General features: G+C 72.2%; 23 protein-coding genes. 11 read left to right on the forward strand and 12 right to left on the reverse strand.

Annotated features, from left to right (window positions below):
• Nucleotides 1–6: 6 nt before the first annotated feature.
• The 4 genes from AC07AW_RS10410 to AC07AW_RS10425 form a co-directional block, all read right to left on the reverse strand.
• Complete coding sequence (locus AC07AW_RS10410; RefSeq protein WP_478815015.1) at nt 7–426, reverse strand: CBS domain-containing protein; 420 nt, start codon at nt 424–426, stop codon at nt 7–9.
• Nucleotides 427–548: 122 nt separating this feature from the next.
• Complete coding sequence (locus AC07AW_RS10415; protein WP_478815331.1) at nt 549–1,172, reverse strand: DUF305 domain-containing protein; 624 nt, start codon at nt 1,170–1,172, stop codon at nt 549–551.
• Between the two features lie 2 nt (nt 1,173–1,174).
• On the reverse strand, nt 1,175–1,852 hold the full coding sequence (locus AC07AW_RS10420; protein WP_478815016.1) for a DUF3105 domain-containing protein: 678 nt from the start codon (nt 1,850–1,852) through the stop codon (nt 1,175–1,177).
• Between the two features lie 67 nt (nt 1,853–1,919).
• Nucleotides 1,920–2,297, reverse strand: a complete 378-nt coding sequence (locus AC07AW_RS10425; protein ID WP_478815017.1) for a hypothetical protein — start codon at nt 2,295–2,297, stop codon at nt 1,920–1,922.
• 281 nt (nt 2,298–2,578) lie between these two features.
• Here AC07AW_RS10425 and AC07AW_RS10430 point away from each other — a divergent pair, with 281 nt between their 5' ends.
• From AC07AW_RS10430 to AC07AW_RS10440, 3 genes are read left to right on the forward strand one after another with little or no spacing between them, the layout of a single operon-like run.
• Nucleotides 2,579–3,940, forward strand: coding sequence for a glutamine synthetase family protein (locus tag AC07AW_RS10430; RefSeq protein ID WP_392297116.1), 1,362 nt, complete (start codon nt 2,579–2,581; stop codon nt 3,938–3,940).
• A 5-nt stretch (nt 3,941–3,945) separates the two neighbouring features.
• Complete coding sequence (locus tag AC07AW_RS10435) at nt 3,946–4,383, forward strand: hypothetical protein (protein ID WP_478815018.1); 438 nt, start codon at nt 3,946–3,948, stop codon at nt 4,381–4,383.
• A 40-nt stretch (nt 4,384–4,423) separates the two neighbouring features.
• Nucleotides 4,424–4,912 carry a GNAT family N-acetyltransferase gene (locus AC07AW_RS10440; protein WP_478815019.1) on the forward strand — a complete coding sequence of 163 codons (489 nt, stop codon included), beginning with the start codon at nt 4,424–4,426 and terminating at the stop codon, nt 4,910–4,912.
• Between the two features lie 4 nt (nt 4,913–4,916).
• On the opposite strand, the gene AC07AW_RS10445 is transcribed toward AC07AW_RS10440, so the two are convergent.
• Together AC07AW_RS10445 and AC07AW_RS10450 are read right to left on the reverse strand one after the other, a co-directional pair.
• A complete protein-coding gene (locus tag AC07AW_RS10445; protein ID WP_478815020.1) occupies nt 4,917–6,110 on the reverse strand; it encodes an MFS transporter in 1,194 nt (397 codons plus the stop codon).
• A gap of 139 nt (nt 6,111–6,249) precedes the next feature.
• The gene (locus tag AC07AW_RS10450; protein ID WP_478815021.1) at nt 6,250–6,624 is read right to left on the reverse strand and encodes a MerR family transcriptional regulator; all 375 of its coding nucleotides are present in this window, start codon (nt 6,622–6,624) and stop codon (nt 6,250–6,252) included.
• Nucleotides 6,625–6,716: 92 nt separating this feature from the next.
• Between AC07AW_RS10450 and AC07AW_RS10455 the strand changes: the two genes are divergently transcribed.
• Nucleotides 6,717–7,406, forward strand: coding sequence for a histone deacetylase (locus AC07AW_RS10455; RefSeq protein WP_478815022.1), 690 nt, complete (start codon nt 6,717–6,719; stop codon nt 7,404–7,406).
• Here the strand turns inward: AC07AW_RS10455 and AC07AW_RS10460 are convergent.
• Entirely contained in the window at nt 7,333–7,764 is a 432-nt protein-coding gene (locus AC07AW_RS10460) for a VOC family protein (protein ID WP_478815023.1), read from the reverse strand. The two genes, AC07AW_RS10455 and AC07AW_RS10460, sit on opposite strands and share 74 nt — an antisense overlap.
• Nucleotides 7,765–7,822: 58 nt before the next feature.
• Entirely contained in the window at nt 7,823–9,865 is a 2,043-nt protein-coding gene (locus AC07AW_RS10465; protein WP_478815024.1) for a PIG-L family deacetylase, read from the reverse strand.
• A 417-nt stretch (nt 9,866–10,282) separates the two neighbouring features.
• Here AC07AW_RS10465 and AC07AW_RS10470 point away from each other — a divergent pair, with 417 nt between their 5' ends.
• Nucleotides 10,283–13,270 (forward strand): bifunctional [glutamine synthetase] adenylyltransferase/[glutamine synthetase]-adenylyl-L-tyrosine phosphorylase, encoded by a 2,988-nt coding sequence (locus AC07AW_RS10470; RefSeq protein WP_478815025.1) that lies wholly within the window; start codon nt 10,283–10,285, stop codon nt 13,268–13,270.
• A gap of 1 nt (nt 13,271) precedes the next feature.
• Here the strand turns inward: AC07AW_RS10470 and AC07AW_RS10475 are convergent, their stop codons facing one another.
• The gene (locus tag AC07AW_RS10475; RefSeq protein WP_478815026.1) at nt 13,272–13,715 is read right to left on the reverse strand and encodes a MarR family winged helix-turn-helix transcriptional regulator; all 444 of its coding nucleotides are present in this window, start codon (nt 13,713–13,715) and stop codon (nt 13,272–13,274) included.
• A 65-nt stretch (nt 13,716–13,780) separates the two neighbouring features.
• On the opposite strand from AC07AW_RS10475, the gene AC07AW_RS10480 reads away from it, so the two are divergent.
• Nucleotides 13,781–14,191: a VOC family protein gene (locus AC07AW_RS10480; RefSeq protein WP_478815027.1), complete on the forward strand. Its 411-nt coding sequence runs from the start codon at nt 13,781–13,783 to the stop codon at nt 14,189–14,191.
• Here AC07AW_RS10480 and AC07AW_RS10485 read toward each other — a convergent pair.
• Nucleotides 14,182–14,796, reverse strand: a complete 615-nt coding sequence (locus AC07AW_RS10485) for a TetR/AcrR family transcriptional regulator (RefSeq protein WP_478815028.1) — start codon at nt 14,794–14,796, stop codon at nt 14,182–14,184. The genes AC07AW_RS10480 and AC07AW_RS10485 overlap by 10 nt on opposite strands.
• Before the next feature lie 116 nt (nt 14,797–14,912).
• Between AC07AW_RS10485 and AC07AW_RS10490 the strand changes: the two genes are divergently transcribed.
• The gene (locus AC07AW_RS10490) at nt 14,913–16,448 is read left to right on the forward strand and encodes an APC family permease (RefSeq protein ID WP_478815029.1); all 1,536 of its coding nucleotides are present in this window, start codon (nt 14,913–14,915) and stop codon (nt 16,446–16,448) included.
• The gene (locus AC07AW_RS10495) at nt 16,358–17,926 is read left to right on the forward strand and encodes an amidohydrolase (protein ID WP_478815030.1); all 1,569 of its coding nucleotides are present in this window, start codon (nt 16,358–16,360) and stop codon (nt 17,924–17,926) included. Before AC07AW_RS10490 ends, AC07AW_RS10495 begins: the two co-directional genes overlap by 91 nt.
• Before the next feature lie 9 nt (nt 17,927–17,935).
• On the opposite strand, the gene AC07AW_RS10500 is transcribed toward AC07AW_RS10495, so the two are convergent.
• Both AC07AW_RS10500 and AC07AW_RS10505 read right to left on the reverse strand, forming a co-directional pair.
• Entirely contained in the window at nt 17,936–18,847 is a 912-nt protein-coding gene (locus tag AC07AW_RS10500) for a phosphatase PAP2 family protein (protein WP_478815031.1), read from the reverse strand.
• A gap of 75 nt (nt 18,848–18,922) precedes the next feature.
• Nucleotides 18,923–19,957, reverse strand: a complete 1,035-nt coding sequence (locus AC07AW_RS10505) for a LacI family DNA-binding transcriptional regulator (RefSeq protein ID WP_478815032.1) — start codon at nt 19,955–19,957, stop codon at nt 18,923–18,925.
• 337 nt (nt 19,958–20,294) lie between these two features.
• Between AC07AW_RS10505 and AC07AW_RS10510 the strand changes: the two genes are divergently transcribed.
• From AC07AW_RS10510 to AC07AW_RS10520, 3 genes are read left to right on the forward strand one after another with little or no spacing between them, the layout of a single operon-like run.
• The gene (locus tag AC07AW_RS10510) at nt 20,295–21,572 is read left to right on the forward strand and encodes an extracellular solute-binding protein (protein ID WP_478815033.1); all 1,278 of its coding nucleotides are present in this window, start codon (nt 20,295–20,297) and stop codon (nt 21,570–21,572) included.
• A 19-nt stretch (nt 21,573–21,591) separates the two neighbouring features.
• Nucleotides 21,592–22,605, forward strand: a complete 1,014-nt coding sequence (locus tag AC07AW_RS10515; protein WP_478815034.1) for a carbohydrate ABC transporter permease — start codon at nt 21,592–21,594, stop codon at nt 22,603–22,605.
• 26 nt (nt 22,606–22,631) lie between these two features.
• The gene (locus AC07AW_RS10520; RefSeq protein WP_478815332.1) at nt 22,632–23,471 is read left to right on the forward strand and encodes a sugar ABC transporter permease; all 840 of its coding nucleotides are present in this window, start codon (nt 22,632–22,634) and stop codon (nt 23,469–23,471) included.
• Nucleotides 23,472–23,502: the final 31 nt, after the last annotated feature.

Below are 23,502 nucleotides of genomic sequence, written 5' to 3' on the forward strand. Positions count from 1 at the left end.
AGCGGTTCAGGAAGGGGCATAGACGCTCGCACAGAACGCCATGAGCTGCTCGTCCGACAGATGCTTGGCCAGATCGGCCTCGCTGATCATGCCGACGAGCCGCTTGTCCTCGATGACGGGAAGCCGACGGATCTGGTGGCTCTGCATCTCCTCCAGGACGGCGCCCACGTCCGCGTTCGACTCGACCCAGCGCGGGGTGCCCTTCGCCATCTCGCCGCAGGTGACCTTCGCCGGGTCGTGGCCCATGGCCACACAGCCGATCACGATGTCACGGTCCGTGAGGATGCCGCAGAGCCGTTCGTGCTCGTCGGCGATGGGCAGCGCGCCCACGTTCAGGTTGCGCATCAGCTGAGCTGCGCGGTCGAGCGTCTCGTGTGCCGGGATCCACTGGGCCCCGGTGTGCATGATGTCCTTCGCCGTGGTCATGGGGTGCGTACCTTTCGTCGAACGTGTCGTACGAACTCCCCGAGCCCACCCATTGTCGGCGGACGGACCGGCCCCCGCGACCGCAGCCGGTCACGGGGGCCGTAGGCCTGGAGCCCGGCGCCTCAGGCCCCGCGCTTCTTCAGCATGTCCGCCATCAGCGCCATCTCGGACCGCTGCGCGTCGACCATGCCCTGCGCGAGGTTCCGCTCGATCTCCACGCCGCACTTCTGGACGCAGCCCTCGGCCATGTGGACCCCGCCCATGTGGTGGGCGGTCATGAGCTTCAGGTACAGGACCTCGGCCTCCCGGCCGCTGGCCCTGCGCAGCTCGTCCAGCTGCGCGTTGGTCGCCATGCCCGGCATCAGGGCCCCGTCCAGGTCGCCCGTGTCACCCGAACCGCCCATGCCCATCCAGGCCATCGGCTCGACGCCGGACTCGTTCTTGGGCAGCCCCCACAGGTCGAGCCAGCCGAGCATCATGCCCCGCTGGTTGGCCTGCGTGTTGGCGATGTCGTACGCGAGCCGCCGGACCTCCTCGTCCTTCGTCCGGTCCCGGACGATGAACGACATCTCGACGGCCTGCTGGTGGTGGACGGCCATGTCCCGGGCGAAGCCGGCGTCCGCGGACGAGGAGACCGGGGTGCTCGGGGCCTCGTCGCGGTCGGCGGAGGCGACGGTGACCGCGCCCCCGGCGAACAGCACGGCGAGGGCGACCGCGGTGATCGCGGCCCCCTGCGTACGGTTCAGCTTCACTGGCCCATCCCGGTGCCGCCCTGGCCGTTCCCGTCCAGACCGCCCGTGCAGGCCGCGCCCGGCTCCGGGGTCTGCGGGCCCTGCACGTACTTGGTGAAGAAGGCGTCGACGCGCGGGTCGTCCGCGCCGTCCACGGTCACCTGCTTGCCCCAGGCGGACAGCATGATCGCCCCGGCCTGGTCGTCCACGGGGCTCATCAGCGAGTACTTGGTCTTGCCGACCTTGTCGGCCAGCTTCTTCACGTCGGCCTGGGAGGCCGACTTGTTGTACGTCACCCAGACGGCCCCGTGCTCCAGGGAGTGCACGGCGTTCACGTCGGCGATCTTCTTGTCGTAGACGACGCCGTCGCAGTTCATCCAGACCGGGTTGTGGTCACCGCCGACCGGCGGCTTCATGTCGTACTTCACGGCCGTGGTGACGTGGTTGCGGCCGAGCTTCTTCGGGTCCCAGCTCTTCTCGGCCGTGATCGGGGCCTTGGCTGCGGCTTCCTTCTTGTCCTGGTCCGCGGACTGCTTCATCAGCACGAAGGTGCCGAAGCCGACGAGGCCGAGCACGACGACGGACGAGATGCCGATGGTGAGGAAGCGGTTGCGGCGCTCACGGGCCTGCTCGGCGCGGCGCATCTCCTCTATTCGGGCGCGGCGGTCGGCGGTGGCGGAGCGGTTGGCGGCCATGGTGATGTCGTCCTTCTTCAGGAGTGGGGTGGAGTTCGGGGGTGGACGTGCGGGGGCAGGGCGCCCCTCACGTCCGGAGAACTTGAAGGACGTGCAGGTCCGGCGCGCGCGGCCGGGCGTCCGAACGCCGCGCCGGCCCGTCGGCGGGCGGCGGCGCGAGACGCGGGAGTCCGCCCCCGGCGTGGAGCGGGGTGTCGAGCGGGGGCGCGCTGAGCACCGCGGGGGAGAGGGAGGGGAAGAGGGAGCAGCCGCCGCGGTCGTACGGGCAGATGTACTCGCCGGTGACGGCGGTGGCCTCGGCGGTGCGGGCCGTGGGGCCCCCGTGGGCGGTGACGCCCGTCGCCCGCGGGCCCTCCTCGTGGTGGGCCCGTGCCCTGTCCGGCCCCGTCCCCAGACAGAGGAAGAGCGCGGCGAGGAGCGTCGCCATGGCACTCGCCAGTGCCATGGGACGCGCGTGTCGGGACAGGCGTACGAGCCGTGGGGCCCCCATGGGCGCAGATCGTAGTGGGCGGGAGGCGCCTGTGGGCCGAACGGGGTACCACTCGGTACCGGCGGGCGGGGGAGAACCACCCGGATCCGGCCGTTCCCCCGTTACCTGAGTCACACCCGAGCAGGCAGTATGGGTGTGCAACGTGCGCGAAACCATGTGGTGGGATGCTCAGGTGCCCCCCGATGCACCGGAGGCGGTGGGAGCAGGCGGCCTGACCAGCGAGGATGGGTGTGGAAATGGACAAGCAGCAGGAATTCGTGCTCCGTACGCTCGAGGAGCGCGACATCCGCTTCGTACGCCTGTGGTTCACCGATGTCCTGGGCTTCCTGAAGTCGGTGGCCGTGGCGCCCGCCGAGCTGGAGCAGGCCTTCGACGAGGGCATCGGCTTCGACGGCTCCGCGATCGAGGGCTTCGCCCGCGTGTACGAGTCGGACATGATCGCCAAGCCGGACCCGGGCACCTTCCAGATCCTGCCGTGGCGCGCCGAGGCCCCGGGCACGGCCCGGATGTTCTGCGACATCCTCATGCCCGACGGCTCGCCGTCCTTCGCGGACCCGCGCTACGTCCTCAAGCGGGCCCTTGCCAAGACCTCTGACCTGGGCTTCACCTTCTACACCCACCCCGAGATCGAGTTCTTCCTCCTGAAGGACAAGCCGCTCGACGGCACCCGGCCCACCCCGGCCGACAACTCGGGCTACTTCGACCACACCCCGCAGAACGTCGGCATGGACTTCCGCCGCCAGGCCATCACGATGCTCGAATCGATGGGCATCTCGGTGGAGTTCTCCCACCACGAGGGCGCGCCCGGCCAGCAGGAGATCGACCTCCGCTACGCCGACGCGCTGTCCACGGCGGACAACATCATGACCTTCCGCCTGGTCATGAAGCAGGTGGCGCTGGAGCAGGGCGTGCAGGCCACGTTCATGCCGAAGCCGTTCTCCGAGTACCCCGGCTCGGGCATGCACACCCACCTCTCCCTCTTCGAGGGCGACCGGAACGCCTTCTACGAGTCGGGCGCCGAGTACCAGCTGTCGAAGGTCGGCCGCTCCTTCATCGCGGGCCTCCTCAAGCACGCGGGCGAGATCTCCGCCGTCACCAACCAGTGGGTCAACTCGTACAAGCGCATCTGGGGCGGCTCCTCCCGCACCGCGGGCTCGGGCGGCGAGGCCCCCTCGTACATCTGCTGGGGCCACAACAACCGCTCCGCCCTCATCCGCGTCCCCATGTACAAGCCGGGCAAGACGGGCTCCTCGCGCGTCGAGGTCCGCTCCATCGACTCGGGCGCCAACCCGTACCTGACCTACGCGGTCCTCCTCGCCGCCGGCCTCAAGGGCATCGAAGAGGGCTACGAGCTCCCGGCCGGCGCCGACGACGACGTCTGGGCCCTCTCCGACGCGGAGCGCCGCGCGATGGGCATCGAGCCGCTCCCGCAGAACCTGGGAGAGGCGATCGCCCTGATGGAGAAGAGCGAACTGGTGGCGGAGACGCTCGGCGAGCACGTCTTCGACTTCTTCCTCCGCAACAAGAAGCAGGAGTGGGAGGAGTACCGCTCCGAGGTCACCGCCTTCGAGCTCCGCAAGAACCTGCCGGTGCTGTAGGAGCGGTGGTCGCTCCTCGTCGGGCCGGCGGTACGGACCTCGTGCCCACGCGCGTGAACCGGGTGGCCAACACGGTGCTCGGTCTCGCGCCCGGTGCCGGCGCTCTCGTGTACGGGGTGGGGGCCGGGGCCGCCTGGCAGCGGGCGGCCGCGGTGGCCGCCGTCCTCGTGTGCGGGATCCTCGCCGTGCGGGGGTTCCGCGCGGGGGTCCGGTGCGAGGCCGAGCGGCTCGTGGTCCGCGGCTATCTGCGGACGCGGGCGATACCGCGGTCGGCCGTCACCGGCGTCACGGACTTCCCGGCCGTTCGCTGGACCTCGCCCGGCGGCCGGCGCCGGTGGACGCCGGTCACGGCGTTCGCGACGGTCTCGGGGGAGACCGGCGGGGCGCGGTCGCGCAAGCGGAGCAACACGGCCCGGCTGCGGCGCTGGGCGGCCCGGGCCTAAACCCGTTGCCGCGGGTCCCGGGACCGTTCAGACTGCCCCGGTGAAGATCGAATCTGTCGCCACCGCGCGGCTCGTGTTGTATCCGATGGGCGTGGGCGCGGCCGAGCGCATCGTCGCCCGGGAGCCCGGGGACGGGGACCTCTGGGGGGAGGAGTACCCCCAGGACGGGGACGTCCGGGCGAGCACCGGCTTTCTGCGCGGGGTCGCCGAGCGCGGCGACCCGGGGGTGTTCCGGCCGTACGAGATACGGCTCGACGGCGTCACCGTCGGCGGGATCGGGTTCCACGGGCCGCCGGACGAGCTCGGCGTCGCGACCGTCGGGTACGGACTCGTGCCCGCGGTACGGGGCAAGGGGTACGCCTCCGAGGCGCTGCGGGCGCTTCTCGAGATCGCCCGGGTGGCCGGTGTCGCCGGGGTGAAGGGCGACGCCGACCTGGACAACCCGGCCTCGCACCGGGTGATGGAGGCCGCCGGCATGGCGTGCGTGGCGGAGGACGAGCAGCTCCGCCACTTCTACCTGGGGTTCTGAGGGGTCAGCGCGGGAAGCCGTGGCGGCGGGCCGCGCCCGCCGTCAGGGCCGACACCGTGAGCAGCGCCGCCGCCACCCACGGCAGGGCCGTCGTCCCCGCGCCCGTCAGGACCGCGCCGCCGAGGAGCGAGCCGCCCGCCATGGCGACGTTCCAGCCGGTCACCCAGAGGGAGTTGGCCGTGTCCGGGTCCTGGGGCGCCGCCCGGACGCCCGCCGTCTGCGTCAGTGCGGGGATGCCGCCGTGTGTCACGCCCCACAGGGCCGCGGCGGCCAGGACCACCGCGGAATGGCCGCCGGAGAGGCCGAGCGCCACCAGGCACAGGGCCGCCAGGGTCAGCAGGGCGAGGGTCGAGCGGCGCAGCCATCGGTCCGCCGTGACTCCCGCGATCCACACGCCCGCCGTCGAGCCGAGCCCGAACACGAACAGCACCGTGCCGGTGGAGACGGCGAGGTCCGCCCGCTCCACGAAGGGCGCGATGTACGTGTAGAGGACGTAGAAGCCGAGCACCATCGCGATCGACGCCGCGTTGATCGCCGCGATCCCCGGTGTGCGGATCGTGGCCCACAGGCCGCGGCCCTCCCTGACCTCTCCCGCCGTCTGCCCCGCGAGCGCCGGCAGACGCCACCGCGCCGTCGCCGCCAGGGCGAGCGCCAGGCCGGTCAGGGTCGCGAACACGCCCCGCCAGCCGATCAGTCCGCCGAGGGCCGTGCCCGCCGGGATGCCGAGCGAGAGTCCGACCGTCATGCCCGCGAGCGCGGTGGCGATGGCCTTGCCGCTGCGGTGCGGCGCGAGCCGGGCCGCGTACGCCGGGACCATCGCCCACAGCATTCCGGCGAACACCCCGGAGAGGATCCGCGCCCCCAGGGTGAGCGCGAAGCCGGTGGAGGCGGCCGTCACGGCGTTGGTGGCCGCGAAGCCGAGCAGGAGGGCGAGGAGCAGGGTGCGGCGGGGGAGACGCAGGGTCCAGACGGTCATGGGGATCGCGGTGACGGCCGCGGCCAGGGCGTAGACCGTGACGAGGAGACCGGCGCGGGCCTCCGTCACGCCGAGGCCGGCGCTCATCGCCGGGAGCACGCCGGCCGGCAGCGCCTCGGTCAGGATCGTGACGAAGGCGGCACCGGAGAGGGTGAGGAGGCCGCCGAGGGGCCAGGGGGGAGAAGGTGCGATGGGGGTAGGGGCGGGAGTCGTCGCTGTCATGACCGGACCGTAGAACCCTCACGTTTACGTGAGGGTCAAGCCGATCCCCTCACCGCGAGGGTCAAGCCGATCTCCGCGCCGCGAGGGTCAAGCCGATCTCCGCGCCGCGAGGGTCAAGCCGATCCCCGCGCCGCGAGGGTCAAGCCGATCCCCGCGCCGCCTTCCGCGCCGCCTTCAGATACGCGTCGAGGGCGTTCCGGTTCCGGACCAGGCAGTGGATCCGCCGGTCCAGCTGCTCGCGTTCGGCGGCCACCTGGTCGAGCATCTCCGCGCACGGCACCGGCGGCAGCAGATCGGCCGGCCCGTCCAGGTACGGCAGGATGTCGCGGATGATCCGGGTGGGCAGCCCGCAGTCGATGAGCCCCCGGATCTGCCGGACCACCTCGTCCGCGCCCTCGCAGTAGTCGCGGTAGCCGTTGTCGGAGCGGTCGGGGCGGATCAGGCCCTCCTCCTCGTAGTACCGCAGCGCGCGCACGCTGACCCCGGTCAGGCGGGACAGTTCACCGATCTTCACCCGTATCCCTCTCGTCCGCGTGACGGTTTGCGTGAGAGTTCACCCTAGCGCCGGTACTCCTCCGGCGACCGCCCGCGCTAGCGTCGGGCCCCATGCCGGAAACCGAGCCCCGCGTCTGGTACGCCGCCTACGGCTCCAACACGCACACCGAGCGCCTGCGGTACTACCTGGACGGCGGCCGCCCGCCCGGGGGCGCGCGGGAGTTCCCCGGGTGCCGGGACCGGCGTCCGCCCGAGCGGTCCGTGCCGGTCGTGCTGCCCGGGCGGGTGTACTTCGCGACCGACTCGCCCGTGTGGGGCGGCGGTCTCGCCTTCTACGACCCGGCGGCGGACGGCGACGCGTGGGGCGTCGCCCATCTGCTGACGGTCGGACAGTTCTCGGACATCGCCGCCCAGGAGATGTACCGCGAGCCCGGCACCGACCTCGATCTGGCCGAGGCCCTCGCCACCGGGCGCCGCGTCCTCGGGCCCGGCCGGTACGAGACGCTCGTGTGCCCCGGGCTCCTCGACGGGGTCCCGGTGATGACGTTCACCGCGCCCTGGCCGATGCCGGGCGACGGCGGGCTGCGGGCGCCCTCCGCCGCGTACCTCCGCCATCTTGCGGCCGGGCTCGGCCGGGCCGGGGCCTGGCGGCGGGCCGAGGTCGCCGCCTATCTCGCCGGCTGCCCCGGAGCCGCCGGGCACTGGACGGCCGAGGCCGTGGCGCGGCTCAGCGTTCCGACAGCTCCGACGGGGCCTCCTGCACCACCCAGCCGTTGCCGTCCGGATCCACGAAGGTCATGAACGAGTTCCAGGTGTCGCCCTTGCCGTCCTCCCAGCCCGCCGCACCGACGTGCATCACGGGCGAGACGTCGACACCCCGGCCGACGAGCTCCGTCCGCGCCGCCTCGATGTCGGTGACGCAGAGCTGGAGGCCGTGCAGGCTGCCCGGGCTCATCTCCTTCGTGCCCGGCATCTGCGGCATGCCGCTCTGCAGCGCGATCGAGCAGCGCGAGCCCGGCGGTGTCACCTGGATGATCCGGACGCCGGGCGCGACCTCGGTGTCCAGGTCGATCGTGAAGCCGCACTTCCCGCCGTAGAACTCCTTCGCCCGGTCCAAGTCCGCGACGGGGACCGAGACGACTTCCAGTGTCCAGTTCATGAGGAACACGGTCCCGTACGGGACCGGCCCACGCACCCGGAACGCCCCGGGAGAGCGGTCAGCGGCCCGCCGGTGTCCAGTGCAGCCGGCCGTCCAGGCCGATCGCCGCCACCCCGTCCGTACCGGCGTCCGGCGCGCCGGAGAACAGGAACTTCTCCAGCGTCCACACCGGCCGCGCCCCGGCCCGGCCGTGCGGCGCCGTTGCCAGGAAACCGGTGCGGGACCGGACCGCGAGCAGGCCGTCGCCGCCGCTCACCGGGCCGAAGCCGGCGACGCCGGTGCCGGACAGTTCGGTGACGGGGGAGACCGGGCCCGTACCGGAGAAGTCGGCGCTCCGCAGGTCGCCGGAGGCCGGCTTGCGGAACCAGAGCCGTACGCCCTCGCCGTCCGGCGCCGCGCTCGCGCTCAGTGCGAGGGTCGTCGGCGGCAGCCCGGTCGGCGCGGGCCCGGTCAGCGGCCCGCCGGGGCTCCGCCCGGCCCAGGCGAGGACGGTGTCCGGGGTGCTGGCGAAGACGTACCCGCGTCCGTTCGCGTCCGTCACCGCCACCGGGTCGCCGTACACCTCCGTGCCGCCCAGGGACCGCCACGGACCCCAGCCGCCGTCGGCCCGCTGCTCGCGGGCCGTCAGCCGGTGGCGGCTGTCGCGCAGGATCAGGGTGGCCCGGCCGTCGGCGGCCACCGTCACGGCGGGCGCGCTGATGTCCGAGGTCCCGTCGGCGTCGTCGCGCTCGGGCGTGCCGAGCGACAGCCAGGGGCCGAAGCCGCCCGTCGCGGTCTGGACGGTGGTGACCACCTCGCGCGCGTAGGCGGACGCCGCGCCGCCGAAGGTCGTACGGGTGCCGAAGACGGCTGTGCGGCCGTCGGGCAGGGTCACGGAGGTGACCCCGCTGTCGAGGCCGCCGCCGGGCAGCAGCACCGGGCCCTGCCAGGCCACGGCGTCCGCGGGCTTCCGCCAGGCCGCGAGGCGCCCGTCGAGGACGGAGAAGGCGTGCAGCCCGCCGGCCGGGTCGCGCTGGACCCAGGAGGTGGAGGTGCCCCGGGCGTAGCGGACGGTCTGCGTCCAGCCGCGTCCGGCGGGCCGCGCGGCCACCTTCAGGTCGCCGCAGCCCGCGCCGGTCCCGCAGTCGTGGACGCCGTCCAGCCAGGCGTAGGTCTCCAGGGTCCTCAGCTTCGCGTCGGCGGCCGCCGGGTCGAGGGTGTGCGGCAGTGCGCTGGTCGGGTAGCCGAGGTAGTTCTGCACGCCGACGTGCGGGTGCCCGGGCAGCTCCGCGTACCGGGCGAGCGCGGCCTGCGCGAACCGCGCCCCGAACAGGTGGTCCTGGTGGTCCCGGAAGGTCCCGGTCTCCGGGTACGTGCCGGGGCTCGGGTCCTGCATCCGGACGAAGGTCGGGCGGAACCGCTCCAGGATCCCGGTCACCGTGGCGACGACCTGATCCTTCGTGTACGCGAAGTCGGCGGGGACCGGGGTGCCGGCGGAGCGCTGCGAGCCGAGCGCGGTGATCCGCCCGTCCCAGAGGCCGTGGAGGCTGTCCGGGCGGTCGCCGTTGATGGAGCCCGCCTCGCGCAGCTGCAGCCACACCAGTCTGATCTGCGGTCGGGCGCGCAGGGTGTCCAGCTCGGCCCACCCGCCGCCGGCCGTGGGTATCGCCTCCCGGTCCCAGGCGCTGGTGCGGCTGCCCGTCGCCATCTCGGCGTACGCGGCGCGGATGCCGTTCTGCCGGGCCTCGGCGTAGCCCGCCTTGTCGGGCTCGGCCGCGGCGGCGTCGCGGGGGCGCGCGTTGACGCCGTCGGACTCGCCGGCGGTGAGGTAGACGGCGGTCAGGGGGCTGCCGGAGTGCAGGGACTGGGAGACGTCCGGGTTCATGAAGAACAGGTCGTCGTCCGGGTGGGCCACGATCTGCACCACGGAGACGGCGGGCCGTGCCGCCGGGGTCTTCGAGGGCGGCTTGGTGGCGGCCTTCGCGGGTGCCTTCGCCTCGGGTGCCTCGGGCTTCGGCGTCGTCACCGAGAGGAGTCCGGCGAAGGTGCCGCCGACCAGGACGGTCGCGACGGCCGCCGAAACGATTCTGCGGCGGGAGGGGCGGCGAGGGCGGACAGGCATGATCGGCGGCGCGCTTTCACTGACGGGCGGGACGGGGCAGGGCGGGGCGGGGCAGGCAGAGCAGGGCAGTGCGGAGCAGGGCAGGGCAGGGCAGGGGGCAGGGCGGGGCTGCGCGACGCCCGGCGGAGGCGTTGCGTACATCTGGACGGATCTTCCAGATTTACGGTTTATTCGCCCCGAAAGCGATCTTTGTGTGCGATCTCACGTGTGATGCGGCGCGATCGACAGGCGAGGAAGCCCCCGGCCCCCGCTCCCGATAGGCTCCTCCCAGGGCCTGTCTGACGATTCCCGTCGGGTCCGGCCCGCCCGGCACGCACGCTCGCCGCACGGCGATCGCACGCACCGAACGACCCGGCCCGATCCGACGCGAATCGTCGGACAGGCCCCGGGACTGACCTGCTCGGAGGGAGCGGCGGAATGACGGTGCCGGGACGCAGGAGCAGTACGTTCTCACGTCTGCTGCGGCACGGATTCACCGACCCCTCGGGCGCCGAACGGCTCCTCGACGTGCCCGAGCTGGCCGCGCTGCGCGACGACCCCGTCCTCCTCGACGCCCTCGGCGCCACCGCCGACCCCGACCTCGCCCTGCGCGGCCTGGTCCGGCTCGTCGAGGCGCAGCCCGGGACCGAGCGCCAGACCCTCACCACCACGCTGCTCTCCGCGAAGCCCTTCCGGGACCGGCTCCTCGGCGTGCTCGGCGCCTCCGAGGCGCTCGCCGACCACCTGGCCCGGCACCCCCGCGACTGGGAGTCCCTCGTCACGTACGAGGCGGCCGACCTGCACCCGGGGGTCGCCGAGTTCGAGCAGGGGCTCGCCGAGGCCACCGACGCGGTGTCGCTGCGGGTCGCCTACCGCCGCTGCCTCCTCGCCATCGCGGCCCGTGACGTGTGCGGCACCACCGACGTCGCCCAGACCGCCGCCGAACTCGCCGACCTGGCGACCGCGACCCTGCGCGCCGCCCTCGCCATCGCCCGGACGGCCGCGCCCGCCGACGCCGCCATGTGCCGGCTCGCGGTGATCGCCATGGGCAAGTGCGGCGGCCACGAGCTGAACTACGTCTCCGACGTGGACGTGATCTTCGTCGGGGAGCCCTCGGAGGGAGCCGACGAGGGCAAGGCGATCCAGGCCGCGACCCGGCTCGCCTCCCATCTGATGCGGATCTGCTCCGAGACCACCGTCGAGGGCACCATCTGGCCGGTCGACGCCAATCTGCGCCCCGAGGGCCGCAACGGCCCCCTCGTCCGCACCCTCTCCTCCCACCTCGCCTACTACCAGCGGTGGGCGAAGACCTGGGAGTTCCAGGCCCTCCTCAAGGCGCGGGCGGTCGCCGGCGACCTGGAGCTCGGCGCCCAGTACATCGACGCCGTCTCCCCGCTCGTCTGGCAGGCCGCCGAGCGCGAGAACTTCGTCCCCGACGTGCAGAAGATGCGCCGCCGCGTCGTCGACAACATCCCGGCCGCCCAGGTCGAGCGCGAGCTCAAGCTCGGCCCCGGCGGCCTCAGGGACGTCGAGTTCGCCGTCCAGCTCCTCCAGCTCGTGCACGGCCGCAGCGACGCCACCCTGCACAGCGGCACCACCCTCGACGCGCTCGCCGCCCTCGCCGCCGGCGGCTACGTCGGCCGCGCCGACGCCTCCCAGCTCGACGAGGCGTACCGCTTCCTGCGCGCCATGGAGCACCGCATCCAGCTGTACCGGCTGCGCCGCACCCACCTCGTCCCCGAGGACGAGGCCGATCTGCGCCGCCTCGGCCGCTCCCTCGGACTGCGCACCGACCCGGTCGCCGACCTCAACAAGGAGTGGAAGCGGCACGCCGCCGTCGTCCGGCGGCTGCACGAGAAGCTCTTCTACCGGCCGCTGCTCGACGCCGTCGCCCAGCTCGCCCCCGGCGAGATCCGGCTCAGCCCCAAGGCCGCCGGGCAGCGCCTCGAAGCCCTCGGCTACGCGGACCCCGCCGCCGCCCTGCGCCACCTGGAGGCGCTGGCCTCCGGGGTCACCCGCAAGGCCGCGATCCAGCGGACCCTGCTCCCCGTGCTGCTCGGCTGGTTCGCCGACTCGGCCGACCCGGACGCCGGACTCCTCGGCTTCCGCAAGGTCTCCGACGCCCTCGGCAGGACCCCCTGGTACCTGCGGCTGCTCCGCGACGAGGGCGCCGCCGCCGAGAACCTCGCGCGCGTCCTCTCCGCCGGGCGCCTCGCCCCCGACCTGCTGCTCCGCGCCCCCGAGGCGGTCGCGCTCCTCGGCGATCCCGAGGGACTGAAGCCGCGTGGGCGGGACCATCTGGAGCAGGAGGTCCTGGCGGCGGTGGGCCGCGCGGACGACGCCGAGCAGGCCGTCGCGGCGGCCCGCGGGGTGCGCCGCAGGGAGCTGTTCCGTACCGCCGCGGCCGATCTCATCGGCTCGTACGGCACCGAGGACAACCCCCGCGAGCAGGACCCGGGCGCACTCGTCGACCGGGTGGGGGAGGCCGTCACCGACCTCAACGCGGCGACGATCTCCGGCGCCCTGCGGGCCGTCGTGCGCGCCGAGTGGGGCGAGGAGCTGCCCACCCGGTTCGCGGTCATCGGCATGGGCCGCTTCGGCGGCCACGAGCTGGGGTACGGCTCCGACGCCGACGTGCTGTTCGTGCACGAGCCGCGCGAGGGCGTCGACGAGCAGGAGGCGGCCAAGGCCGCGAACCGGGTGGTCGCCGAGATGCGACGGCTCCTCCAGCTCCCGACCACCGACCCGCCGTTGCTGATCGACGCGGACCTGCGCCCGGAGGGCAAGAGCGGTCCCCTGGTGCGCACCCTGAAGTCGTACGAGGCCTACTACCGCCGCTGGTCGCTCGTCTGGGAGAGCCAGGCCCTGCTGCGCGCCGAACCCATGGCGGGCGACCTGGAGTTGGCGGACCGCTTCATCGAGCTCGTCGACCCGCTGCGCTATCCGGCGGAAGGGCTCGGCGAGGACGCGGTCCGCGAGATCCGCCGCCTCAAGGCGCGGATGGAGTCCGAGCGGCTGCCGCGCGGCGCCGACCCGACCCTCCACGCCAAGCTCGGGCGCGGCGGCCTCAGCGACGTCGAGTGGACGGTCCAGCTGCTGCAGATGCAGCACGGCTGGGTCGAGCCGGGCCTGCGGACGACCCGTACCCGCGAGGCCCTGGCCGCCGCCCACGCGGCGGGCCTGATCCCGACGGAGGAGGCGCAGACCCTCGACGAGGCCTGGGTCCTCGCCACCCGGGTGCGCAACGCGGTGATGCTGGTCCGCGGCCGACCCGGCGACACCTTCCCCTCGGATCCGCGTGAACTCGCCGCGGTGGGGCGGTACCTGGGGTACGAGGCGGGGCACGTCGGCGAGATGGTCGACGACTACCGCCGCATCACCCGCCGGGCCCGCGCCGTGGTCGAGGAGCTGTTCTACGGGGCGTAGGTCAGCCGAGCCCCTCGTGCACGCGGAGCAACAGGCCCTGGAGCAGTGACCGTTCCTCCGGGGCCAGCGGGGCGAGCAGCTCGTCCTGGACGGCCCGGGCCTCGGCGTCGAGCTCCGCGAGGAGGTCCCGGCCGGCGGGGGCGAGGGACACGGAGACGCGCCTGCGGTCCTCGGGGTCGCGCGCCCGCTCGACGTATCCGCCGCCGGCCAGCTGCTCGACGACCTTGGCCATGTCGCTGGGGTCGACGCCGAGCCGGACGACGAGGTCGCGCTGGGCGTGCGGGCCGAAGTCGGAGAGGGCGGCGAGGACCGCCATGTCCCAGAGGCGCAGGCCGCGTTCGGCCAGCCGGTCCGCCAGTCTGCCCCGGGCCGTCCTGCCGATCCTGGAGAGCAGATAGGTGCTGAGGCCGAGCAGGGCGGGCGGGGTGGATCGCGCGGAAGACATGACCAAAGTCTAAGGTCCGCTCCTATAGTGGGTGCAGACCTACTATTTTTTTCGAGGAGCCCTCCGTGGACGTCCCGTACCCCCGCCTGCTCGTCAGCCGCTTCGCCGACTGCTTCCGGTTCTACGCCGCGGTCCTGCCGCCGCTGACCGGCGCCGGCCTCGACAAGGGCGCCCCGGACGGGCCGTACGCCAACTGGGAGGTGGACGGCCGGGCCGTCCTGGTGCTGTTCGACCGGGGCGCGATGGCCTCCGTCCTCGGCACCGGGGCCCTTCCGGCCGCGTCGGCGCCGGCGCAGGACGCCGCGATGCTCGTGCTGCGGGTGGCCGACGTGGACGAGGCCCTCGCCCGCTGCCTGGAGGCCGGCGGGGTCCCTGCGCTCGGCGCGGCCGACCGCCCGGAGTGGGGACCCGGCCTGCGGACCGCCCATCTCCGCGACCCCGAGGGGTACTTGATCGAGCTGCAGTCCTACAGCTGATCCGCGTCGAGAAGCCCCCGGACATGTGTCAGATAGCCGGTGAGGGCCAGTTCGAAGGCCTGGTCGGTGCGGCCCTCGGGGACCGCGCCGAGGGCGCGGGCCAGCCGGGGCGTGGCCGTCTCGTCGGCCAGCTCCCACATCGCCTCGGGGGCGGCCATGTCGAGGGCCGAGCCGAGGACGATGTTCTCCAGGGCGATGATCACCGGCATGACGTCCGGCAGGGCGAAGCCCGCGTCGAGCAGGCGGCCGACGGCGTGCTCGTACTGGCCGAGGACCTTCGGCGCGCGCACCGGTGAGGTGGTGAGGAGCGGGATCGCGCGCGGGTGCGCGGCGAAGGCGGCCCGGTAGGAGCGGGCCCAGCCGGCCATGGCGGCGTCCCAGGGCTCCTGGTCGAGGGTCGCGCCGTCGATGGCGGCGGCCACCCGCTCGCGCAGCAGCTCGACGATGCCGTCCCTGCCGTCCACGTGGTGGTAGACGGAGGCCGTCTGCACCCCGAGCCGCTTGGCGATCTGCGGGACGCTGAACTCGCCCAGCTCGTCGACGATCTCGAGCGCCGTGGTGGTGATCCGCTCCCGGTCGAGGAGGGGTCTGCGCGGCCGGCCCATGAATCGTCACTCCCTGTTCGATCGCCCGTCGGGTCTTCCCGAACGGTCGAGGCCGAGGCTACATTGCGCAAACCGAAAGCCTTTAGGTTTCCTGTCGCGGAAAGGCTTCCCCCGCCATGTCCTCACCCACCTCCGACGAGCCCCCAGGACTGAGAACCGGCACCCTCACCACCGCCGACATCTCGTTCTTCGTCGTCTCCGCCGCCGCCCCGCTCACCGTCATGGCCGGCGTCGCCCCCGTCGCCATCCTGCTCGGCGGCATCGGCGCCCCCGTCGGCTACCTCCTCGCCGGCCTCACCCTCGCCGTCTTCGCCGTCGGCTTCACCACCATGAGCCGCCACGTCCGCAGCGCCGGCGCCTTCTACGCGTACATCACCCGCGGCCTCGGCAAACCGGTCGGCATCGCCGCCGCCCTCGTCGCCATGCTCGGCTACAACGGAATGGAGATCGGCGTCTACGGACTCCTCGGCTCCGCCACCTCCGACACCGCCGCCGCCCTCGGCCACCACATCCCCTGGCTGCCCGTCTCCCTCGCCGGGCTCCTGCTCATCTGGTACGGCGGCTACCGCTCCATCGACTTCGGCGCCAAGGTCCTCGGCGTCCTCCTCGTCGCCGAGACCGGCATCCTCGTCCTCCTCGCCGGCGGCGTCCTCCTCGACGGCGGAGCGCACGGCCTCTCGCTCGGCGGCCTCGCCCCCGCCCACGTCCTCACCGGCGGCACCGCCGCCGTCCTGGCCTTCGCCTTCGCCGCCTTCACCGGCTTCGAGTCCACCGTCATCTACCGGCGCGAGGCGAGGAACCCCGACCGCACGATCCCCCGCGCCACCTACATCGCGGTCGCCTTCCTCGGCCTCTTCTACGCCTTCGTCGTCTGGACCGTGATCCAGGCCTTCGGCGAGGACAAGGTCGTCCAGGCCGCCGCCGACGACCCCGGCGGCCTCTTCTTCGCCGCCATCACCACGTACGTCGGAGCCTGGGCCGCCGACCTGATGCACCTGCTCATCATCACCAGCGTCCTCGCCTCCCTCCTCGCCTTCCACAACGCCATCAACCGCTACACCCTCTCCCTCTCCGAGGAAGGCGTCCTGCCGAAGGCCCTCGGCCGGATCCACCCCCGCCACCGCTCCCCGTACCTGGCCGGAGCCGCCCAGACCGTGCTCGGCGCCGTCGTGGTCCTCGCCTTCGCGCTCGCCGGCGCCGACCCGTACCAGCAGCTCCTGCTCTGGGTGAACACGCCCGGGATGATCGGCCTGATGGTGCTCCAGCTGCTCGCCGCGCTCGCCGTGCCCTGCTTCTTCCGGCGGATCGACCACACCGAGGGCGCGCTCCGCACCGTCGTCGCCCCCGTCGCCGCGTTCCTGCTGCTCGCCGGGGCGATCGTCCTCGTCGTCACCCACGTCGACCTCTTCACCGGCGCCTCGACCGCCGTCAACACGGTCCTGGTCTCCGTCACCCCCGCCGTCTTCCTCCTCGGGCTCCTCCTCGCGTACCGGCTCCGCCGCACCCGCCCCGAGACCTACGCCCGCTTCGCCACCGAACCGTCCGACCCTGGAGACCCCTCGTGTCCGCACCCGACCTCGTCCTCGTCAACGCCCGCGTCCGCGACCCCGAGCTCACCGGGGCCACAGCCGTCGCCGTCCATGGCGGACTGATCACCGCCCTCGGCACCGACGCCGAGGCCCGCACCTGGGCAGGACCCGGCACCGAGACCGTCGACCTCGCGGGCGCCACCCTCACCCCCGGCCTCACCGACTCCCACAGCCACCCCGTCTGGGGCCTGGAGATGTTCACCGGCACCGACCTCTCCGGCGTCACCGACCTCGAAGGGCTCCGCGCCGCCCTCCGCGCCGCCGACCGCCGCGACGGCTGGATCATCGGCTACGGCCTCGACCACAACGTCTTCGGCGGCCGCCCCGTCCACCGCGACCTCGTCGAGGACGTCCTCGACGGCGCCCCCGCCTTCCTGCGCCTCTACGACGGACACTCCGCCCTCGCGAGCGCCACCGCCCTCAAGGCCGCCGGCATCGAAGGACCCCGCGCCTTCGCCCAGCTCTCCGAGATCGTCTGCGAGCCCGGCGGCCGCCCCACCGGACACCTCGTCGAGCACGCCGCCATGGACCTGATGACCCCGGTCCTGCCCACCCAGCCGTACGGCGAGCGCCGCGACCGGCTCGTCGAGCTGCTCTCCGGCATGGCCGCCACCGGCCTCACCGCCGCCCACGTCATGGACCTCGGCGGCCACGACGTCCCCGGCCTGCTCGCCGCCGTCGAGGAGGACGGCGACCTGCCGGTCCGCCTCCGCCTCGCCCCCTGGTGCATGCCCGGCGCCACCGCCGAGGAGCTCGACGGATTCGTACGGCTCCAGGAGCGGGCCGGGCGCCTGTGGGCGATCGGCGGCGTGAAGTTCTTCATGGACGGCACCGTCGAGGGCGGCACCGCCTGGCTGGAGCACGCCGACTGCCACGGCCAGGGCACCGACGCCTTCTGGCCCGACCCGGCCGCCTACTCCGCCGCCGTCCGCCACCTCCACCGGGCCGGCGTCGGCACCGCCACCCACGCCATCGGCGACGCCGCCGTCCGGCACGTCCTGGACACCGTCGAAGGCCTCGGTACGGGCGGTCCCCGCCACCGGATCGAGCACATCGAGACCGTCCCCGACGACCAGCTCGGCCGCTTCGCCGCGCTCGGCGTCGTCGCCTCCATGCAGCCCCCGCACACCGCGTACACCCGCGCCGACCACACCGACGAGTGGTCCAAGCGGCTCGGCGAGGAGCGGGCCGCCCGCGCCTGGCGCTGCCGCGACCTGCGGGACGCCGGCGCGCACCTCGCGCTCGGCTCCGACTGGCCCATCGCCCACTACGACGCCCGGCAGGTCCTCGCCACCGCGCGGGCCCCGCGCGGCGCGGCCGCCGCCCGGCACGGGCTGGCCGGTCTGATGGCCCTGGAGGGGATGACCACGCACGCGGCGGTCGCCGCGGGGGAGGAGACGGTCGCGGGCCGGATCGCCCCGGGCTTCCGGGCCGACCTCGCCGCCTTCGCCGTGGACCCGGTGGAGGCCCCGGCGGACGAGACGGCCGAGGCCCCGGTCCGGCTGACGGTCGCGGGCGGCCGCATCACCTACCGGAGCTGACCGGCCTCATCACCTACCGGAGCTGACCTGCTCCTCGGTCTGGTCCTTCGCGCGGTCCGTTCCCGTCACCGGGGGCGGACCGCCCCGTTCGACGACGCCCACCGGCTCCACCAGCTTCGGCAGCCGGTGCGGGCGGGAGCCGTACCAGAAGTAGGAGACGGCGAAGCCGAAGCAGAGGCAGAGCATGCCGCCGAACGCGTCCAGCCAGAAGTGGTTGGCGGTGGCGACGATGACGACCAGGGTCGCCGCCGGGTACAGCAGGCCGAGGATCCTCGCCCAGGGCGCCCGGGCCAGCAGGAAGATGGTGACTCCGCACCAGAGCGACCAGCCGATGTGCATCGACGGCATCGCCGCGTACTGGTTCGACACGTGCTTGAGGTTCCCCGAGGCCATCGAGCCCCAGGTGTGGTGGACGAGCACCGTGTCGACGAAGTTCTGGCCGTTCATGAGCCGCGGCGGCGCGAGCGGGTACAGGTAGTAACCGACCAGGGCCACACCGGTGGTGGCGAACAGGACCGTACGGAACGCCGCGTAACGGCCCGGATGCCCTCGGTACAGCCACACCAGCACACCGATGGTCACGACGAAGTGCAGCGTGGCGTAGTAGTAGTTCATCGAGACGATCAGCCATGTCACCGAGTTCACGGCATGGTTGACGGCGTGCTCGAAGGCGAGACCGAGGGATTCCTCGGTCTTCCAGATCCAGTCGGCGTTCCTGAGCGCCTCGGCCTTCTGCTCCGGCACGGCGTTGCGGATGAGCGAGTACGTCCAGTAACTCACCGCGATGAGCAGGATCTCGAACCAGATCGTGGGACGCCGGGGCGTGCGCGCGCGCAGCCGCGCGAACCTGCCCTCGTCGGCCGCGATGGGTGACGACGGGGTCGTCCGGCTGTCCAAGCTCTTCACGGTCGTTTCACCCATAGCGAGAGAGTCTGCCAGATCCCGTCCCCCCGACCGATCATCCCTCGGTCGGGTTCCGGGTGCACCCGCTCCACCTCAGGAAGGAGTGCGCGCGGGCGCCGGGGCCGATGCGGTCGAACCACGAACGACCAGCTCAGGCATGAAGACGAACTCGGAGTGCGGGGCCGGAGTGCCCCCCACCTCCTCCAGGAGCGCGCGGACCGCGGCCTGTCCCATCGCCTGCACCGGCTGCCGGATGGTGGTCAGCGGCGGATCGGTGAAGGCTATGAGCGGAGAGTCGTCGAAGCCGACCACGGAGACGTCACGGGGGACCTCCAGGCCCTGCTGCCGGGCCGCCCGGATCGCGCCGAGCGCCATCATGTCGCTCGCGCAGACGACCGCCGTGCAGCCGCGGGAGATCAGCGCGCCCGCCGCCGCCTGGCCGCCCTCCAGGGTGTAGAGGGAGTGCTGGATCAGCGCCTCGGACTCCTCCGGGGCCAGGCCGAGCCGCTCCTGCATGCCCTGCTGGAAGCCCTCTATCTTGCGCAGCACCGGCACGAAGCGCTTCGGGCCGACGGCCAGACCGATCCGGGTGTGGCCGAGCGCGGCCAGGTGCGTCACGGCCAGCTTCATCGCCGCCCGGTCGTCGGGAGAGACGAAGGGCGCCTGGACCTTGGGGGAGAAGCCGTTGAGCAGGACGTACGGGACGCCCTTGCCGCGCAGCTGGTCGTAGCGCGTCATGTCGGCGGTCGTGTCGGCGTGCAGGCCGGAGACGAAGATGATGCCGGCGACACCCCGCTCCACCAGCATGTCGGTGAGCTCGTCCTCCGTGGACCCGCCGGGGGTCTGGGTGGCGAGGACCGGCGTGTACCCCTGCCGGGTCAGGGCCTGCCCGATGACCTGGGCCAGGGCGGGGAAGATCGGGTTGTCCAGCTCGGGGGTGATGAGGCCGACGAGCCCCGCGCTGCGCTGGCGCAGTCGTACGGGCCGCTCGTAGCCGAGCACGTCGAGCGCGGCAAGGACGGACTCGCGGGTGGCGGCGGCCACGCCCGGCTTGCCGTTGAGCACGCGGCTGACTGTGGCCTCACTGACCCCCGCCTGGGCTGCGATGTCTGAGAGCCGCGCGGTCATGAAGGTGGACTGTACCGGTCACGGGGCGTATTGCCCACCGTTGGACCACAGGCTGTCACCGGGGGCCCCTTGCGCAAGGTCTTGCAGTCCTTGCGGGCGCCTTGCGGGGGCATTCGGGCGGGAAAGGGGGCCGACCGCCCCTGTCAAGCGATCCTTCGGCAACCTTAGGGACACGCGGATGTAACGATCGCCGGGTCTTGCAGAAAGTTCTCGCAAGGTCTTTCGGCTCGTTTTCATCCCTGTTACGTTCCTGGCAACCCGGAGCGCCGCGAGGGAGCGGTCGCAATGAGGAAGGTTCAAGGCCCTCCGTCTCCCCGGGATCATTGAAGGAGTTCACATGCGGCGTGGCATAGCGGCCACCGCGCTGGTCGCGGCCCTGGGCGTGACCCTGGCGGCGTGCGGCGGAAGCGACAGCGGTTCCAACGGCGGCTCGAAGGGCTCGGGCGAGCTCTCCGGCACCGTGACCTGGTGGGACACCTCCACGGTCGGCTCCGAGGACAAGGTCTTCAAGAAGATCGCCGAGGACTTCACCAAGGCGCACCCGAAGGTCACCGTCAAGTACGTGAACGTGCCGTTCGGCGAGGCGCAGAACAAGTTCAAGAACGCCGCCCAGTCCGGCTCCGGCGCGCCCGACGTGATCCGCTCCGAGGTCGCCTGGACCCCCGAGTTCGCCGACCTCGGCTACCTCGCGCCGCTCGACGGCACCCCGGCGCTCAAGGACCAGGACGACTTCCTCAAGCAGGCCGCGGCCTCCACGAAGTACAACGGCAAGACCTACGCCGTCCCGCAGGTCATCGACTCCATGGGCATCTTCTACAACAAGAAGATCTTCAAGGACGCCGGCGTCGAGGTCCCCAAGACCATCGACGAGCTCAAGTCCGTCTCCGCCAAGATCAAGCAGAAGACCGGCAAGACCGGCCTCTACCTGCGCGGCGACGACGCCTACTGGTTCCTCTCCTTCCTGTACGGCGAGGGCGGCGACCTGGTCGACGCCGAGAACAAGAAGATCACCGTCGACAGCCCGGCCGGCGTGAAGGCCTTCAAGGTCGTCAAGGACCTGGTGGACTCCGGCGCGGCCAAGACCGACGCGACCGACGGCTGGAACAACATGCAGACCGCCTTCAAGGAAGGCAAGGTCGCCATGATGATCAACGGCCCGTGGGCCGTCGCCGACACCTACGCCGGCAAGGAGTTCGCCGACAAGGCCAACCTGGGCATCGCCCCGGTCCCGGCCGGCTCGGCCGGCCAGGGCGCCCCGCAGGGCGGCCACAACCTCGCCGTGTACGCGGGCTCCAAGAACCTGGACGCCTCCTACGCCTTCACCGAGTACATGACCTCGGTCGAGACCCAGGCGAAGATCTCGCAGGAGCTCAGCCTCCTCCCCACCCGTGAGTCCGTCTACATCAAGCCGGACGTCGCGACCAACCCGCAGATCGCTTTCTTCAAGCCGGTCGTCGACAAGGCCGTCGAGCGCCCCTGGATCCCGGAGACCGGCAGCCTCTTCGCGCCGCTCGTCACCGAGTACACCAAGGTCCTGACCGGCCAGACCACCCCGGAGACGGGAGCCAAGACGGTGGGCGACGGCTACCGCAAGCTCCTGAAGGACTGGAAGTAACAGGAAGGCAGGCCGGCTGATGGCCGTGGACACCACCGGCCAGTCGGTGGCGAAGGCCGCGGGCGACGACGTCGCCCGCGGCCGGAGCCGCGGAACTGGCAGTCACCGGGGCGTGGCGAAGCGCTCCCTCTCCACCCACTGGTACGCCTGGGCGATGGTCGCCCCGGTGACGATCGTGATCGCCGTGATCATCGGCTACCCGCTGGTCCGCGGCATCTACCTGTCGCTGACCGACGCCAACGAGCGGAACGTCGCACGGTCGATCGGTGTCAACCAGATCCCGGCCACCTACGAGTTCGTCGGTCTGGACAACTACACCGACGCGCTCACCGGCAGCCAGTTCCTCGGGACCCTCGGCTGGACCATCGTCTGGACCGTGTCCTGCGTGGCACTGACCTTCGCCCTCGGCCTCGGCCTCGCCAACATCCTGAACCGCAAGATAGCCGGACGCTCCTTCTACCGGCTGCTGCTCATCCTGCCCTGGGCCGTGCCCGGCTTCGTCTCCGTCTTCGCCTGGCGCTTCCTCTACAACCAGGACAACGGCCTGCTCAACAAGGTCCTCGCGGGCGGCGGCATCGACGCCGTCCCGTGGCTCAACGACCCCACCTGGGCCAAGATCTCGGTCATCGCGACCAACGTCTGGCTCGGCGTCCCGTTCATGATGGTCGCCCTCCTCGGCGGACTCCAGTCCATCCCCGGCGAGCTGTACGAGGCCGCCGAGATGGACGGTGCGAGCGCCTGGCAGCGCTTCCGGCACATCACCATGCCGGGGCTGCGGTCCGTCAGCACCACCGTGATCCTGCTGAGCACCATCTGGACCTTCAACATGTTCCCGGTGATCTTCCTGCTCACCCGGGGCGGGCCCGGCGAGGCCACCCAGATCCTCGTCACCCAGGCCTACAAGTTCTCCTTCGAGGTCAGCCCGCGCGACTTCGCCCAGTCGTCCACGTGGGGCGTGCTCATCCTGGTCCTCCTGATGGTCTTCGCCGCGTTCTACCAGCGCGTCCTCCGCAAGCAGGGAGAAGTCTGGTGACCACCACGACCCCCACCCCCCAGGTCATGAACACCCCGGTCCGCGGCCGCCGTTCGCCGCTCGCCTCGGTCGGCCTGCACGTCACCCTGATCGTGGCGTCCGTGATCGCCGTCTTCCCGGTCCTGTGGGTGCTGCTGACCTCGCTGAAGCCCGCGAAGTTCGCCACCACCACGGACTTCTTCAAAGAGACGACCTTCGAGAACTACACGAACCTGCTGAACGACACCCCGTTCCTCACCTGGTTCGGCAACTCGCTGCTCGTCGCGGGACTCACCACCGTCGTCGGCGTCTTCCTCTCCGCCACCACGGGCTACGCCGTCAGCCGCTTCCGGTTCCCCGGCAAGCGCGGCCTGATGTGGACGCTGCTCATCACCCAGATGTTCCCGGTCGCCGTCCTGATCGTGCCGATCTACAACATCATGGCGTCGATGGGCCTGCTCAACCAGCCGGCCGGCCTGGTCATCACGTACCTGACCATCGCCGTCCCGTTCTGCGCCTGGATGATGAAGGGCTTCTTCGACACCATCCCGCGCGAGATCGACGAGTCCGGCTACGTCGACGGCCTCACCCCCTTCGGCACCTTCTGGCGGCTCATCCTGCCGCTCGCCAAGCCGGGCATCGCCGTCACCGCCTTCTACTCCTTCATCACCGCCTGGGGCGAGGTCGCCTACGCCTCCGCCTTCATGGTCGGCGACGAGAACCTCACGCTCGCCGGCGGACTGCAGAAGTTCGTCAACCAGTACGGCGCCCAGTGGGGCCCGATGGCCGCGGCCTCCGTGCTCATCGCCGTCCCCGCCGCCCTGGTGTTCCTCGTCGCCCAGCGTCACCTGGTCACCGGCATGTCCGCCGGTGCCGTCAAGGGTTGACGGTTGAACGCCCCACCTGTACGCCCCTTAC

The organism is Streptomyces sp. NPDC044003, from assembly GCF_056435185.1.